The following is a 14,897-nucleotide window of genomic DNA, read 5'->3' on the forward strand; positions in this document are numbered from 1 at the left end:
GTAAAAAGGTGAGGTGTCAATATGCTACACAAGATATTAATTGCTAATCGTGGCGAAATTGCAGTCCGAATTATCCGTGCATGTAAAGAAATGGGGATCGAAACTGTTGCAATTTATTCAACAGCAGATGATAGAGGGCTACATGTGGACTTAGCTGATGAGGCGATCTGTGTGGGACCAACCAAAATTCAAGATAGCTACTTAAATATGAATAATATTTTGAGTGCATCAGTAGCCACTGGATGTGATGCCATTCATCCTGGCTTTGGTTTCTTATCTGAAAATAGTACTTTTGCTGCATTAACAGAAGAGTTAGGATTAAAATTTATCGGACCAAAAGGTTCAGTCATTGATAATATGGGAAATAAATCAAAGGCTCGTGAAATGATGATTGAAGCCGGTGTTCCTGTTGTACCAGGTTCGGATGGATTAATTGAAACAGTTGAGCAAGGAAAAGAGATTGCTCTTCAAATTGGTTATCCAGTTTTAGTTAAAGCATCAGCTGGTGGTGGGGGACGCGGAATGCGTATTATCCACAATGAAGGTGAATTTGAAGACTTATTTCAAACAGCAAAGTTAGAAGCAAAAATGGCATTTGGGGATGATTCAATGTACATGGAAAAATTCGTTGAAAATCCACGCCACATTGAATTTCAAATTTTAGCTGATCACTTTGGAAATGTTGTTCACTTATACGATCGCGATTGTTCAGTTCAACGTCGTAATCAAAAAGTCATTGAAGAAGCACCCTCTCCTGTTTTAGATGATGAAACACGTAGGAAAATGGGAGAAATGGCTGTTCGTGCAGCCCAAACAGTTGGATATGAAAATGCAGGAACGATTGAATTTTTATTAGATAAACACAATAACTTTTATTTTATCGAAATGAATACCCGTATTCAGGTTGAGCACCCAATCACAGAAATGATTACGGGGATTGATTTAATTAAAGAGCAAATTAAGATTGCATCTAACTTACCTTTATCTTTCAAGCAAGAAGATATTAAAGTGACAGGGCATGCCATGGAGTGTCGTATTAATGCTGAAAATCCATCTCAAAATTTCAAACCATCACCAGGTCAAGTGATGACGTTGAATCTTCCAAGTGGATTTGGAGTTCGTGTAGATACATCTGTTTATCAGGGATATCATATTCCCCCTTTTTATGATTCAATGGTTGGAAAATTAATCGTTCACGGCCATGATCGCGAAGAAGCCATTGCTAAGATGAAACGATCATTAGAAGAGTTCGTTGTTGAAGGAATCGAAACAAATATCGATTTCCAGTATGCCATCATGGAACATCCTAACTTTATTGAAAGTGATTATGATACAAGTTTTATTCAGAAACATATGCATGAATTGGAGGTGAGCTAGAACATGGGATTCTTTTTACAACGTCAAAAGAAAGTAAAACCATCTGCACCTAAACGAGATATTAATGATGGGATTTATACAAAATGTGAGTCTTGTAAAGAAGTTTTAGCTATCAGGCAACTGAATTCAAACTTGGAGGTTTGCCCAAGTTGTGGCTTTCATCATCGAATGTCCGCAGCTAAACGTCTTGAAAGTCTTGTTGATGAGGGGTCGTTTAAGGAAATTAATCACCGATTATTTACGGTTAATCCACTTAACTTTCCAGGCTATGAAAAGAAAATTCAAAAGTTGATGGAAGACAACGGAATTAATGAGGCCGTTATCACAGGGATTGGAAAAATAAATGGTCAAACAGTAGCGATTGGTGTAATGGATAGTTATTTTTTAATGGCAAGTATGGGATCTGTTGTTGGGGAAAAGATCACTCGTTTAATCGAAGTATCTATCTCGCGAAAGTTACCATTGATTCTTGTCTGTGCTTCAGGTGGAGCTCGTATGCAAGAAGGTATATATTCATTGATGCAGATGGCTAAAACATCAGCCGCCCTTGCGAAGCATCATCAGGCAGGTTTACTTTATCTGAGTGTGTTAACTCAACCAACCATGGGAGGAGTAACGGCTTCATTTGCCACACTTGGAGATATTATTATTGCTGAAAAAGGAGCTGCGATTGGATTTGCAGGGCGCCGTGTTGTTGAACAGACGATTAAACAATCACTACCAGATCACTTCCAAACAGCAGAATTTTTACAAGAAAAAGGACTTGTTGACATCGTTGTTAGCCGTCAAAAGTTAAAGCAAACAATCTCAGAACTCGTTGAATTACATGAAGGGAGTGATGCGTAATGTCAATTTTAGATCTTGAAGCTAAAATTGCAGAAATTCAAGCTCGTCTTGATGAGATTTCTATTGAAAATCATGCAGAAGTTGAAGAACTACAACAGCAATTACGCCTTTATAAAACTCGTGCCTATGAAAATTTAACAGCCTGGGACCATGTCACATTAGCACGTCATCCAAAACGCCCTAAAGCTCGTGATTACATCGATTACATTTTTGATTCGTTTATCGAATTACATGGCGATCGCTTATATCGAGATGATGAAGCTATTATTGGCGGAATCGCAAAGCTAGGCAATCAAGTCGTGACTGTTATTGCTCATCAAAAAGGGAATACGACGGCTGAAAACATTAAATATAACTTCGGAATGCCCCATCCAGAAGGATATCGAAAAGCGTTACGTTTAATGAAACAAGCTGAAAAATTTAATCGTCCAGTCATTACTTTTATTGATACGCCAGGTGCTTATCCTGGGCCAGAAGCGGAAGAGCGTGGGCAAGGTCATGCAATTGCAGAGTGTTTACGAGATATGTCGAGCTTAAAAGTTCCAACTCTTTCAATCGTTATTGGAGAAGGTGGAAGTGGTGGAGCATTAGCACTTGGTGTTAGTGACCAAATTTGGATGTTACAATATGCCATCTACTCAATTCTGTCACCTGAGGGGTTTGCTTCGATTTTATATAAAGATGGTTCACGTGCCAAGGAAGCGGCTGAAGTCATGAAGCTGACAGCTAATCATTACTTAGAAATGGGGATTATTGAACGTATTATCAAGGAACCAATTGGTGGAGCCCATCAATTTCCACAATATGTTTTTGATCAATTAAAATCTCAATTAGAAGAATATTTAACTCAAACACAGAAATTATCTACCAAACAAATGCTAGCTAAACGTTATCGAAAATATCGTTCGATTGGAGAATATGATCACTTCAATCGTTAATTTATCAGAAAGTTGAGGTGAGTTTAGTGGGGATTAAAATTGTTGGAAGTGGTCTTTATGTTCCAACTTCAAAGCTTAGCAATAAACAACTTGAGTCAATTGTTGAAACAACCGATGAATGGATTTCAACCCGGACAGGGATTGCTAATCGTCATATTGTTTCAACTGAAAATACCGTTGATTTAGCTTATGAATCAGCTAAACGTGCCATTGAACACGGTAATGTCGATCCTTCAGAAATTGGGTTAATTATTGTTGCAACATTCACACCGGAACAATTAACCCCCTCAACGGCTTGTCTCGTTCAATCAAGACTTGGATTGAATCATCAACAAATGATTGCCTTTGATATCAATGCTGCTTGTACTGGGTTCGTTTATGCCTTAAGTATTGCTGAACAATTTCTCAAAGCCAAAACAGTCAAAAAAGCATTAGTTATCGGCTCAGAGGTTTTATCAAAAATTATGGATTGGGAAGACCGTTCAACGTGTGTTTTATTTGGAGACGGAGCAGGAGCGGCTGTTGTAGAATATGACGATAGTATTGAACACAGTTTTTATTTGAATTCATCAGGTGATGAACAAGGGGCTTTAAAAACAACTAAACTTTCAGTTAATAACCCGTTACATCAAGAAGAAATTGAACCTATTCATTTTTATATGAATGGACAACAAGTGTTTAAATTTGCTGTGACCGCAATAAAAGAAACCTTAACAACCTTATTAACACAAAATAATCTTTCATTAGATGATATTAATTTAGTTATCCCACATCAAGCGAATAAACGAATCATTGATAAAGTTGTTAAAGATTTAAAAGCTTCAAGCAAGCAATTCTTTTTAAATGTCTCTGATTATGGAAATACATCAGCAGCAAGTATACCAATCGCATTAAATGATGCCATCACAAAACAACAAATTAAAAATGGCGATCAAATCATGCTCATCGGATTTGGTGGCGGATTAACATGGGGCGGATGCATCGTCTCTATTTAGACTTCAATTATAAAGGAGGATAAAAAGATGTCTTTGACAACTTTATTAAATATAAAATATCCAATTATCCAAGGGGGGATGGCGAACATCTCTTTAGCCGAACTTGCTGCTGCCGTTTCAAATGCAGGTGGACTTGGAATTATTGGTTCTGGTGGTTGGGATGCCGATCGCTTAAAAAGTGAAATTAGAAAATGTAAAGAACTAACAGTTAAACCTTTTGGTGTTAACTTAATGCTAATGAATCCACATTGTGATGATTTAGCTAAAGTCATCGTTGAAGAAGGAGTAAAAGTTGTTACAACTGGGGCTGGAAGTCCTGGTCCATATATCGCTATGTTCAAAGAAGCAGGAATTAAAATAATTCCAGTTGTTCCTTCAGTTGCACTAGCTAAACGTATGGCTCGTCTAGGAGTTGATGCAATCATTGCCGAAGGAACGGAATCAGGTGGGCACGTAGGTGAATTAACAACAATGGCACTTCTTCCCCAAGTTGTAGACGCCGTTGATTTACCAGTCATCGCTGCAGGTGGAATTGCTGATGGACGTGGATTCATTGCTGCTATGGCATTAGGTGCATGTGGTGTTCAAATTGGAACCCGCTTCTTAACAGCTAAAGAATGTCCAGTGCATGATAACTACAAACAAGCAATACTCAAAGCAAAAGATACAGATACCGTCGTAACGGGACGTAGTGTCGGAGTTCCAGTACGTTGTTTAAAAAATTCAATGACTCGTGAATATATTGCGCTTGAAAAACAAGGAGTGTCAGCGGAGGAACTTGAATATTTAACCTTAGGCTCACTTCGTAAAGCAGTCCTTGAAGGTGATACAAAAGGTGGTTCGGTAATGGTTGGCCAAGTGGCAGGAATGCTTTCACAAGTTCAAACTGTTTCTGAAATTATAGAAGATATCTACAATCATGCGTCAACAGTTAGTCAAAATCTAAAAATTGGTTAATGATAAAGGGAGAATTGATTATGTCAAAAATCGCATTTCTGTTTTCAGGACAAGGGTCACAATATGTAGGAATGGGACAATCATTTTATGAATCAAGTGAAACAGCACGTCGATTAATGGACGAAGCTAATACTTTACTACCATTCGATTTAAAAGAAATCTGCTTTGAAGATTCAAAAGAGTTAATTAATCAAACCACTTATACACAACCCGCTATCTTTGTTGTCTCTCAAATGGCATTAGCTCTATTAAAGGAAGCTGGAATTAAAGCCGATGTTGTAGCTGGATTTAGCTTAGGAGAATATTCAGCTTTATGTGCAGCTCATGTCTTCAATTTTACAGAGGGTGTTTCACTTGTGGCGAAGAGGGGAGAATTGATGGGGACTGCTTCAAATAACGGAAAAATGGCAGCTTTATTAGGATTAGATCTACAAAAAGCACAAGCCGTCTGTGATGAAGCATCATCTAAAGGAATCGTTGAGCTCGCTAACTTAAACTGTTCAGGACAAATTGTCATCGGTGGGGAAGCACAAGCCGTGACGTATGCTTGTGAAATTGCTAAAAATCATGGAGCAAAACGTGCTTTAGTTTTACCTGTAAGTGGGCCATTCCATACGTCTTTATTAAAAGAAACAGCTCAAACTTTTGGGCAATTACTAGAATCAAAAGAGTTAAAAGAACCTCAAACCCCAATTGTTTTAAATGTACTTGGTGATTATTATCAGACAGACTTAAACTTAAAAGAATTAATGGTTCAACAAATGGCCACTAGCGTGAAATGGGAAGCGAGTATTCGTCAAATGATAGCAAACGGTGTTGATACCTTCATCGAAATTGGTCCTGGAAAAACATTAAGTGGATTTGTTAAAAAAATTGATCGAAGTGTAAAAATCTTAAACGTTGAAGATATGGATTCACTACAGAAAACACTTGCTGCATTAAATAGCTAGGAGGAGAATCAGATGAAATTAAACGGAAAAGTAGCCCTTGTCACAGGAGCTTCGCGTGGAATTGGAGCAGCTATTGCTTCAAAACTTGCCTCACTTGGTTGCGATGTTGCGATTAACTATGCTGGAAATATCCAAAAAGCAGAAGAAACATTAAATTCAGTGAAAGCATATGGCGTGAATGCACAAATCTATCAAGCAAACGTCGCTAACTACGAAGAAGTCGAAGCAATGACAAAACAAATTATTAAAGACTTCGGTCATTTAGATATCATTATTAACAATGCCGGAATTACGTCAGATAATCTAATGATGAGAATGGATCAAGATTCATTTGATTCTGTTATTGATGTGAACTTAAAAGGAACATGGAATGTATGTAAGAGTATTACACGTCCAATTCTAAAACAGCGTTCAGGCGTGATTATTAACTTATCATCAGTTGTTGGAATCAACGGGAATGTGGGACAAGTTAACTATGCAGCTTCTAAAGCAGGAGTCATCGGATTAACGAAATCACTAGCAAAAGAATTTGCATCACGCAATATTCGTGTAAATGCTGTTGCCCCTGGTTATGTAAAATCAGATATGACTGCTAAATTATCAGAAGAAATTACAGAAAAAGTATTAGAAAATATCCCGTTAGGACAACTAGGGGAAGTAGAAGATATCGCCAATGCAGTCGCATTTTTAGTAAGTGATGAAGCGCGCTATATTACCGGTCAAGTTTTAGTTGTTGACGGTGGAATGGCAATTTAAATAAGGAAGGTGTAATTAATGAGTAAACGTAGAGTCGTAGTTACTGGATTAGGAACTGTTTGTCCAGTTGGAAATGATGTTGAAACGATGTGGGAAAACATTAAAAACGGAGTTTGTGGAATCGATGAAATTACTCATTTTGATACAACGGACTTCAAAGTCAAATTAGCTGGGGAAATTAAAAACCTTAATGTAGAGGATTATATTAATAAAAAAGAAGCAAAACGTTTAGATCGTTTTAGCCAATTAGCGATGATTGCCTCGAAACAAGCATACGAAGATGCAAGACTTAACCCGGAAGAAATCGATGCTAACCGTTTTGGAGTCATCTTAAGTTCAGGAATTGGTGGGTTAGAAACCATCGAAAATGAAAAAGAAAAAGGTCTTAAAAAGGGATATGAACGCGTCTCTCCATTTTTCATCCCAATGGCAATTGGAAACTTAGCAGCTGGTAACGTGGCTATCATGTTAGGTGCTAAAGGGGCATGTTTAGATATTGTGACAGCTTGTGCAGCGGGAACAAACTCAATTGGAGAAGCATTCAAATACGTTCGTGATGGTTATGCAGACATTATGTTAACAGGTGGAGCCGAAGCGTCAATTACACCACTCGGAATTGGTGGCTTCTCATCGATGAAAGCTTTATCAACAGCAACTGATAAAAACCGTGCCTCAATCCCATTTGACGCAGAACGTAATGGATTTGTTATGGGAGAAGGTGCTGGAGCTTTAGTATTAGAAGAATATGAGCATGCTAAGAAACGCGGAGCAACTATTTACGCTGAAATCATCGGATATGGAGTAAGCTGTGATGCCTTCCATATGACAGCACCTGATGCTGAAGCAAACGGAGCAGCTGCCTGCTTTAAAATGGCACTTAATGACGCCCAAATATCAGCAGATGACATTGACTACATTAACGCCCATGGTACATCAACACCATTAAACGATAAACTAGAAACATTAGGGGTTAAGAAAGTCTTTGGTGAAGATACAAAAGTCATGCTAAGTTCAACTAAAGGAAACACAGGTCATCTCCTAGGAGCAGCGGGGGCAGTTGAAGCTATTATTACCGTTAAATCATTACAAGATGGATTTGTTCCAGGAACGATTAACTATTCACAACCAGATCCTGAATGTAATTTAGATATCGTCCCTAATCAAGGACGTAAACAAGACATTCAATATGCCATGTCTAACTCATTAGGATTTGGTGGTCATAATGCATGCATCGTCCTTAAAAAATACGCTGGATAATCAAAAAATCTTTCTATATTATATAGGAAAATAAGAAGGTGAAGAAATGGTCTTAAATAGCAATCAAATTCAAGAAATTATCCCACACCGTTATCCATTCTTACTTATCGATCGAATCGATGAACTAGAACCAGGAAAACGTGCTTTAGGAGTTAAATGTGTTTCAGCTAATGAGATGCAATTCATGGGACACTTTCCACAACAACACGTCATGCCGGGCGTACTCATTATTGAAGCCTTAGCACAAGTCGGAGCAGTCGCTATTTTAAGCTTAGAAGATAACAAGGGAAAAATCGCATACTTTGCTGGAATCAAATCAGCAAAATTCCGTCAAAAAGTCATTCCAGGTGATGTTCTCACATTAGAAACTGAACTCATCAAAGTTAAAGGAAGTATTGGAGTTGGTAAAGCAGTGGCTAAACTGGGAGATAAAGTAGCCGTTGAAGCTGAACTTACCTTTGCGATTGGATAATAAAAAGGGTGTAGAAAACTTAAAATTTCTACACCCTTTTTAATTATTGAACAAACATTATTGCTATAATAAAATAAAATCTAAAAAAAGTAGGTGTTAAAATGCCATTCTTACTAGGACTATTATTAATATTAGTTATATTTATAGGAATATTCTTTTTCCTGATCCAATCAAAAAAAATAAACTTTAAAAATAAAAAAAGAATACTTCAGGCTGAATTAGCGATTAATATTGTCATTACAATCATATTATTAATTATTAGTGGATTAGGGATGACAATGTATTTCATTCTCTTTTGGCTAATCATTAGTGCACTTTGTTACTACCTATATGGTAATAACCATGAAAAACTAGGATTCATAGGAACATCATTCTGTACATTTTTCTTATGTATCTTCTTAATTTTACAACTTTGGATTTACGGAACATCATATTAAAAATATTTCGGGGGGAATAAAATATGATTAAAACGAACTTTCACACACATACAAAACGTTGCCAACATGCAGGTGGCGAAGATATTGAATATATCCAAGAAGCTATTAATGCAGGATTTAGTACATTAGGATTTTCAGATCATGCGCCATATCCAGACGATCGCTTTGGATTAAGAATGAAATATTCTGAATTAGATGAATACATCGAAACAATGAAAAAATTAAAAGAACAATTTAAAAATCAAATTCAACTACGTATTGGACTAGAAATTGAATACGATTCTCGAAAATCAGCATACTATGAACAGTTAATTAATGAAAAGGGAATTGACTATCTTGTATTAGGACAACACATTTATGTATCTGACCAAAAAAAATATATTAATACATACTTCCTTGAAAATACAATCCAGTATATCGAATATGCTAAATCAATTGAACAGGCACTAGCTACTGGCTATTTCGCTTTTGTCGCACACCCAGATTTAATGTTTCTTAATAATATGGAATGGGATGATAATTGTGAACAAGCTAGTAACATCATTATTGAGGCAGCGAATAGATACCAGACGCCCCTCGAATTTAATGCCAACGGTTTACGCCGAGGAATTCAAGAATACAGTGATGGAAAAAGATACCCTTATCCACATATGAAATTTTGGAAGCTAGTTGCTGATAAACAAATACCTGTATTGATTAACTCAGATGCCCATCATCCATCAAATATTAATGATGAATATGTTTCTAATGCAAGCCAAATGGCAATCAACTTAAACTTAAACATAATTAGTGATTATCAATAATCTTAGCTTCTAGTCGGCCCCTTTTTATTAATGTACTTTAAATTAAGGCTAGAAATGGGTGGACGACATGAAACGTAGATTTCTAATAATGAGTTTATCACTTGTCATGATAGTATTACCTAGTATCATTGCTAATGCGGATGATAGTAATCATGAAGCTAGAATGAAAATGTATAAAGACTATGAATTAGCCTCAGGAGTTCCCTGGTATGAAATTGCTGCAATTGATCAGTATGAAAGAAATATCTATAAATTTAGAGAAGAATGCAAGGATTTAAAGTACGATACTATTTCCATCTGTATGATTAATGAGCGCTGGTCAGGACCTGAGAATCCATATTATTATGATAATGACAGCTATACAATTAATCTTTTTGGTGGAATTGCTAAAGATGGTGATGGAGATGGTGTAGTAGATATTAATAATGAAGATGATGTTATGTATACGATGGTCGAATACTTAAGATCATTCGATGACTTTGAAGGCGCAATAGAAGCCTACTATCAAAAAGAACAAGCAGTTATGGTCATCAAAGAAATTGCTAGTTTATTTGAACATTTTGATACGATAGTGTTAGATAAGCGGTCATTACCAGTTTCAAAGCGTTATAGTTATAGTTTTCAAGATAACTACGGAGCTGCTCGAAGCTGGGGTGGAGCAAGATCACATGAAGGAATAGATATCTTTGCATGTTATTCAACTCCTGTTTTATCGACTGCATATGGCGTAGTAGAAATAATGGGATGGAATGATTATGGCGGATACCGAATTGGGATTAGAGATATTTATAATACTTATCAATACTATGCTCACCTACAAGGTTTCGAAGGAGATTTAAAAGAAGGAGATATTGTAGAACCTGGACAAGTCATCGGATATGTAGGAAGTACAGGATATGGTAAGGAGGGGACAAGTGGAAAGTTCCCACCACATTTACATTTTGGTCTATATAAATATGATGGACGTTGTGAATGGGCCTTTAATCCTTACCCACATTTAAGACGTTGGGAAAAAGAAAAACAATAATAAAGAGGGCAGTAATATGCGTATATTACTGCTTTTTTTAATAAAATAAAAAAAGTTTATAAAAAGTGTTGACTCTATTTGTAGAGCATGATATTATATAGAAGTCGTCAGGAACGACAAGAAAAAAACGAAATGGAGCAGTACTCAAGTGGCTGAAGAGGTGCCCCTGCTAAGGGTATAGGTCGGGCAACCGGCGCGAGGGTTCAAATCCCTCCTGCTCCGCCATTATGAAAAAAGAATTGGTGAATCAAAAGTATGGCCCGTTGGTGAAGCGGTTTAACACACATGCCTTTCACGCATGCATACACGGGTTCGAATCCCGTACGGGTCACCATTCAAAAGGTCCAGTGGTGTAGCGGTTAACATGCCTGCCTGTCACGCAGGAGATCGCGGGTTCGATTCCCGTCTGGACCGCCATTTAAAAAACGGGAAGTGGCTCAGCTTGGTAGAGCACCTGGTTTGGGACCAGGGGGTCGCAGGTTCGAATCCTGTCTTCCCGACCATTCGAATAAGCGGGTGTAGTTTAATGGTAGAACTTCAGCCTTCCAAGCTGACTGTGAGAGTTCGATTCTCTTCACCCGCTCCATTAATTTCATTGTGATGTGCCATGAATAAGCTGTATGCGGTCGTGGCGGAATGGTAGACGCGCCAGCTTGAGGGGCTGGTAGGAGCAATCCTGTGGAGGTTCGAGTCCTCTCGGCCGCACCATAATGAATGTCTAATCAACATCATCAAGAATAACATAAAAAGCGCCCATAGCTCAATTGGATAGAGCGTTTGACTACGGATCAAAAGGTTAGGGGTTCGACTCCTCTTGGGCGCGCCATAATAACAGATAATAATGAGTTCGAAGGAACTCTTTTTTTATTTCTTGTATACGAATGTATAACATTTAGGTAGTCGTTTTTATTTATTATGTTTACTTAAAAATACAATTTATCTATAATATGTCATTGATTTTAAATCCTAGCAGCCTAAGCTACTAGGGTTTTTTAAATTTAATTAGTTTTGAATTATGAGCTAAGTGATTTGAAGCGATAAAAGTTACAATATCTCAAGGGATTTCGTTAAATGCTATATTTTATTATTAATTCTTTTTCAATAGGAATAATAGTATACGAACTTATTATGTGTGTTAAAAATAGCAGCATAGTTTTCAAAATTTGAAGAGTAGCTTGAAGTTCAGAGAAATTAATTTGAAACATCAGATGTTTGAAACACTAAACGAAGTAATAAGTTGTGTATTGAGATAGTGAGCAGAGTTTAAAAGTAATCAATAGTGACCTCTAAAATGATTATTTTTCTATGGATTTCTTAGTTACTGATATTGTAACAGGAGAGACTTAACATCTTTTTTTGATAATATGAAAGGAAGGTGGTACTTATCTAGTAACAGTCAATACTATAAAACCCAAACTAGGATTAGTTTTCTTTTATAATTTAAGAAAGTGTAAACAATTATTATAGCGATCAACTATATATCTTATAGTAAATAGACTAATATATTTATGTGTTTAGTTTGAGCAGAGGGAATTTCTATTTTAATGGCCGTATAAAAACGTGTTTGACGTTCAACAAAGGTAGGTAAACAACTGTTAATTTTACTACGACTCGAAATAGTGGTATCTACTGCTCCTCAAAGGAAAATACCTTGTTGTTACCAACAGAGATGAGAATCCTACTCCCCGTTCCCTACCAGTGGAGGATTTATTCATCTTCTATGAAGGGGGGAGCACATGTCCAAACGTTTCACGTCTTTTTACTTCTTTTGGACGTTGATGAATCGAGGTTCGAATATGTTAAGATTGGGATAACTCATGCACAGATCTCCTTTTTAAGAATTTGGTGTGGTAACTTCATTCAATAACAAATATTCTATTTATGAGCTTTTTTATATGTCGCACTTAATATTACGATTTGTGTTATATAAAAACGAATCATTCGAATACATATAGCAACAAAAGGGAAAAAAGCTATTTATTATAATCAATTGCAAAAAAAAACAAGAAAGTGTTGACAAATTTCGACAGTGATGATACTATATAGAAGTCGAAGGACAGAGGAATTAATCAAATTGAGATTTTATTCTATATTTTAAAAAGGGTGTTGACAAAAAACAGCACTGATGATAAGCTTAAAAAGTCGAAAAAAGGTCCAGTGGTGTAGCGGTTAACATGCCTGCCTGTCACGCAGGAGATCGCGGGTTCGATTCCCGTCTGGACCGCCATTTTAATGGCCCGTTGGTGAAGCGGTTTAACACACATGCCTTTCACGCATGCATACACGGGTTCGAATCCCGTACGGGTCACCATTAATAAAAAAGTTTAAAAAGTGTTTGACAGAAAGAGACAGACATGATAAATTAATAAAGTCGCCAAAACAAGGTGACACGAAGTTCTTTGAAAACTAAACAGAACGTCAACAAACATTTATTTAAGAATTAAGTTTCTTAAGGAAGCTTAGGATAAAAACAAACATTTAATTATGGAGAGTTTGATCCTGGCTCAGGATGAACGCTGGCGGCGTGCCTAATACATGCAAGTCGAGCGAACCACTTCGGTGGTGAGCGGCGAACGGGTGAGTAACACGTAGGTGATCTGCCCATCAGACGGGGACAACGATTGGAAACGATCGCTAATACCGGATAGGACGAAAGTTTAAAGGTGCTTCTGGCACCGCTGATGGATGAGCCTGCGGCGCATTAGCTAGTTGGTAGGGTAAAGGCCTACCAAGGCGACGATGCGTAGCCGACCTGAGAGGGTGAACGGCCACACTGGGACTGAGACACGGCCCAGACTCCTACGGGAGGCAGCAGTAGGGAATCTTCGGCAATGGGCGAAAGCCTGACCGAGCAACGCCGCGTGAATGATGAAGGCCTTCGGGTTGTAAAATTCTGTTATAAGGGAAGAACGACTTTAGTAGGAAATGGCTAGAGTGTGACGGTACCTTATGAGAAAGCCACGGCTAACTACGTGCCAGCAGCCGCGGTAATACGTAGGTGGCGAGCGTTATCCGGAATTATTGGGCGTAAAGAGCGCGCAGGTGGTTGATTAAGTCTGATGTGAAAGCCCACGGCTTAACCGTGGAGGGTCATTGGAAACTGGTCGACTTGAGTGCAGAAGAGGGAAGTGGAATTCCATGTGTAGCGGTGAAATGCGTAGAGATATGGAGGAACACCAGTGGCGAAGGCGGCTTCCTGGTCTGTAACTGACACTGAGGCGCGAAAGCGTGGGGAGCAAACAGGATTAGATACCCTGGTAGTCCACGCCGTAAACGATGAGTGCTAAGTGTTGGGGGTCGAACCTCAGTGCTGAAGTTAACGCATTAAGCACTCCGCCTGGGGAGTACGGTCGCAAGACTGAAACTCAAAGGAATTGACGGGGACCCGCACAAGCGGTGGAGCATGTGGTTTAATTCGAAGCAACGCGAAGAACCTTACCAGGTCTTGACATACCATTGACCGTTCTAGAGATAGGATTTTCCCTTCGGGGACAATGGATACAGGTGGTGCATGGTTGTCGTCAGCTCGTGTCGTGAGATGTTGGGTTAAGTCCCGCAACGAGCGCAACCCCTGTCGTTAGTTGCCAGCATTCAGTTGGGGACTCTAACGAGACTGCCAGTGACAAACTGGAGGAAGGTGGGGATGACGTCAAATCATCATGCCCCTTATGACCTGGGCTACACACGTGCTACAATGGTTGGTACAAAGAGAAGCGAAGCGGTGACGTGGAGCAAACCTCATAAAGCCAATCTCAGTTCGGATTGTAGGCTGCAACTCGCCTACATGAAGTTGGAATCGCTAGTAATCGCGAATCAGAATGTCGCGGTGAATACGTTCCCGGGTCTTGTACACACCGCCCGTCACACCACGAGAGTTTACAACACCCGAAGTCAGTGGCCTAACCGCAAGGAGGGAGCTGCCTAAGGTGGGGTAGATGATTGGGGTGAAGTCGTAACAAGGTATCCCTACCGGAAGGTGGGGATGGATCACCTCCTTTCTATGGAGAAAGAGACGTTCTGTTTAGTTTTGGAAGAATTTCTTCCAAAGTTGATCTTTGAAAACTAGATATCTTCATTCAGAA

At 38.4% G+C, this 14,897-nt stretch carries 12 protein-coding genes, 9 tRNA genes and 1 rRNA gene; all 22 read left to right on the top strand.

The genetic code is table 11. The features are described 5' to 3' along the window. Positions 1–21: 21 nt before the first annotated feature. On the top strand, positions 22–1,377 hold the full coding sequence (locus AT726_RS07335) for an acetyl-CoA carboxylase biotin carboxylase subunit (RefSeq protein ID WP_068759313.1): 1,356 nt from the start codon (positions 22–24) through the stop codon (positions 1,375–1,377). Positions 1,378–1,380: 3 nt separating this feature from the next. Next, on the top strand, positions 1,381–2,223 hold the full coding sequence (gene accD, locus AT726_RS07340) for an acetyl-CoA carboxylase, carboxyltransferase subunit beta (protein WP_068759314.1): 843 nt from the start codon (positions 1,381–1,383) through the stop codon (positions 2,221–2,223). Then, positions 2,223–3,161, top strand: coding sequence for an acetyl-CoA carboxylase carboxyltransferase subunit alpha (locus AT726_RS07345; RefSeq protein ID WP_055305316.1), 939 nt, complete (start codon positions 2,223–2,225; stop codon positions 3,159–3,161). Before accD ends, AT726_RS07345 begins: the two co-directional genes overlap by 1 nt. A 26-nt stretch (positions 3,162–3,187) precedes the next feature. After that, positions 3,188–4,156, top strand: coding sequence for a beta-ketoacyl-ACP synthase III (locus AT726_RS07350; protein ID WP_068759315.1), 969 nt, complete (start codon positions 3,188–3,190; stop codon positions 4,154–4,156). A 27-nt stretch (positions 4,157–4,183) separates the two neighbouring features. Continuing rightward, on the top strand, positions 4,184–5,113 hold the full coding sequence (gene fabK, locus AT726_RS07355; RefSeq protein ID WP_068759316.1) for an enoyl-[acyl-carrier-protein] reductase FabK: 930 nt from the start codon (positions 4,184–4,186) through the stop codon (positions 5,111–5,113). A 20-nt stretch (positions 5,114–5,133) separates the two neighbouring features. Next, positions 5,134–6,063: an ACP S-malonyltransferase gene (fabD, locus tag AT726_RS07360; RefSeq protein ID WP_068759317.1), complete on the top strand. Its 930-nt coding sequence runs from the start codon at positions 5,134–5,136 to the stop codon at positions 6,061–6,063. Between the two features lie 12 nt (positions 6,064–6,075). Then, positions 6,076–6,819 carry a 3-oxoacyl-[acyl-carrier-protein] reductase gene (gene fabG, locus AT726_RS07365; protein ID WP_055244748.1) on the top strand — a complete coding sequence of 248 codons (744 nt, stop codon included), beginning with the start codon at positions 6,076–6,078 and terminating at the stop codon, positions 6,817–6,819. An 18-nt stretch (positions 6,820–6,837) separates the two neighbouring features. After that, on the top strand, positions 6,838–8,076 hold the full coding sequence (gene fabF / locus AT726_RS07370) for a beta-ketoacyl-ACP synthase II (protein ID WP_055277317.1): 1,239 nt from the start codon (positions 6,838–6,840) through the stop codon (positions 8,074–8,076). 46 nt (positions 8,077–8,122) lie between these two features. After that, positions 8,123–8,548, top strand: coding sequence for a 3-hydroxyacyl-ACP dehydratase FabZ (gene fabZ, locus AT726_RS07375; RefSeq protein ID WP_055244745.1), 426 nt, complete (start codon positions 8,123–8,125; stop codon positions 8,546–8,548). Positions 8,549–8,649: 101 nt separating this feature from the next. After that, complete coding sequence (locus AT726_RS07380; RefSeq protein ID WP_055244744.1) at positions 8,650–8,985, top strand: hypothetical protein; 336 nt, start codon at positions 8,650–8,652, stop codon at positions 8,983–8,985. 23 nt (positions 8,986–9,008) lie between these two features. Beyond that, a complete protein-coding gene (locus tag AT726_RS07385; protein ID WP_055277318.1) occupies positions 9,009–9,788 on the top strand; it encodes a histidinol-phosphatase in 780 nt (259 codons plus the stop codon). A gap of 67 nt (positions 9,789–9,855) precedes the next feature. After that, on the top strand, positions 9,856–10,815 hold the full coding sequence (locus tag AT726_RS07390; RefSeq protein ID WP_068759318.1) for a M23 family metallopeptidase: 960 nt from the start codon (positions 9,856–9,858) through the stop codon (positions 10,813–10,815). 134 nt (positions 10,816–10,949) lie between these two features. Next, positions 10,950–11,040: transfer RNA gene (locus tag AT726_RS07395), tRNA-Ser, on the top strand. 32 nt (positions 11,041–11,072) lie between these two features. Next, positions 11,073–11,149 (top strand) — tRNA-Glu (locus tag AT726_RS07400). Positions 11,150–11,156: 7 nt separating this feature from the next. Further along, positions 11,157–11,232, top strand: a tRNA-Asp gene (locus AT726_RS07405). Positions 11,233–11,241: 9 nt separating this feature from the next. Beyond that, positions 11,242–11,318 (top strand) — tRNA-Pro (locus AT726_RS07410). A 9-nt stretch (positions 11,319–11,327) separates the two neighbouring features. Then, positions 11,328–11,401 (top strand) — tRNA-Gly (locus tag AT726_RS07415). A gap of 36 nt (positions 11,402–11,437) precedes the next feature. Then, positions 11,438–11,523: transfer RNA gene (locus tag AT726_RS07420), tRNA-Leu, on the top strand. Positions 11,524–11,564: 41 nt separating this feature from the next. Further along, positions 11,565–11,641: transfer RNA gene (locus AT726_RS07425), tRNA-Arg, on the top strand. Positions 11,642–12,966: 1,325 nt separating this feature from the next. Continuing rightward, positions 12,967–13,042, top strand: a tRNA-Asp gene (locus AT726_RS07430). Positions 13,043–13,049: 7 nt separating this feature from the next. Beyond that, a tRNA-Glu gene (locus AT726_RS07435) sits at positions 13,050–13,126 on the top strand. Between the two features lie 170 nt (positions 13,127–13,296). Next, a 16S ribosomal RNA gene (locus AT726_RS07440) occupies positions 13,297–14,813 on the top strand. Positions 14,814–14,897: the final 84 nt, after the last annotated feature.

This window comes from Turicibacter sp. H121, from assembly GCF_001543345.1.
In the GTDB taxonomy this organism is placed as follows: domain Bacteria; phylum Bacillota_I; class Bacilli_A; order MOL361; family Turicibacteraceae; genus Turicibacter; species Turicibacter bilis.

Bases quoted from the DNA above. Each gene is read 5' to 3' on its own strand.
- AT726_RS07335 (WP_068759313.1), top strand. From the start codon at position 22: ATGCTACACAAGATATTAATTGCTAATCGTGGCGAAATTGCAGTCCGA.
- AT726_RS07390 (WP_068759318.1), top strand. From the start codon at position 9,856: ATGAAACGTAGATTTCTAATAATGAGTTTATCACTTGTCATGATAGTA.
- fabZ (WP_055244745.1), top strand. From the start codon at position 8,123: ATGGTCTTAAATAGCAATCAAATTCAAGAAATTATCCCACACCGTTAT.
- fabF (WP_055277317.1), top strand. From the start codon at position 6,838: ATGAGTAAACGTAGAGTCGTAGTTACTGGATTAGGAACTGTTTGTCCA.
- fabG (WP_055244748.1), top strand. From the start codon at position 6,076: ATGAAATTAAACGGAAAAGTAGCCCTTGTCACAGGAGCTTCGCGTGGA.
- fabK (WP_068759316.1), top strand. From the start codon at position 4,184: ATGTCTTTGACAACTTTATTAAATATAAAATATCCAATTATCCAAGGG.
- AT726_RS07345 (WP_055305316.1), top strand. From the start codon at position 2,223: ATGTCAATTTTAGATCTTGAAGCTAAAATTGCAGAAATTCAAGCTCGT.
- AT726_RS07380 (WP_055244744.1), top strand. From the start codon at position 8,650: ATGCCATTCTTACTAGGACTATTATTAATATTAGTTATATTTATAGGA.
- fabD (WP_068759317.1), top strand. From the start codon at position 5,134: ATGTCAAAAATCGCATTTCTGTTTTCAGGACAAGGGTCACAATATGTA.
- AT726_RS07385 (WP_055277318.1), top strand. From the start codon at position 9,009: ATGATTAAAACGAACTTTCACACACATACAAAACGTTGCCAACATGCA.
- accD (WP_068759314.1), top strand. From the start codon at position 1,381: ATGGGATTCTTTTTACAACGTCAAAAGAAAGTAAAACCATCTGCACCT.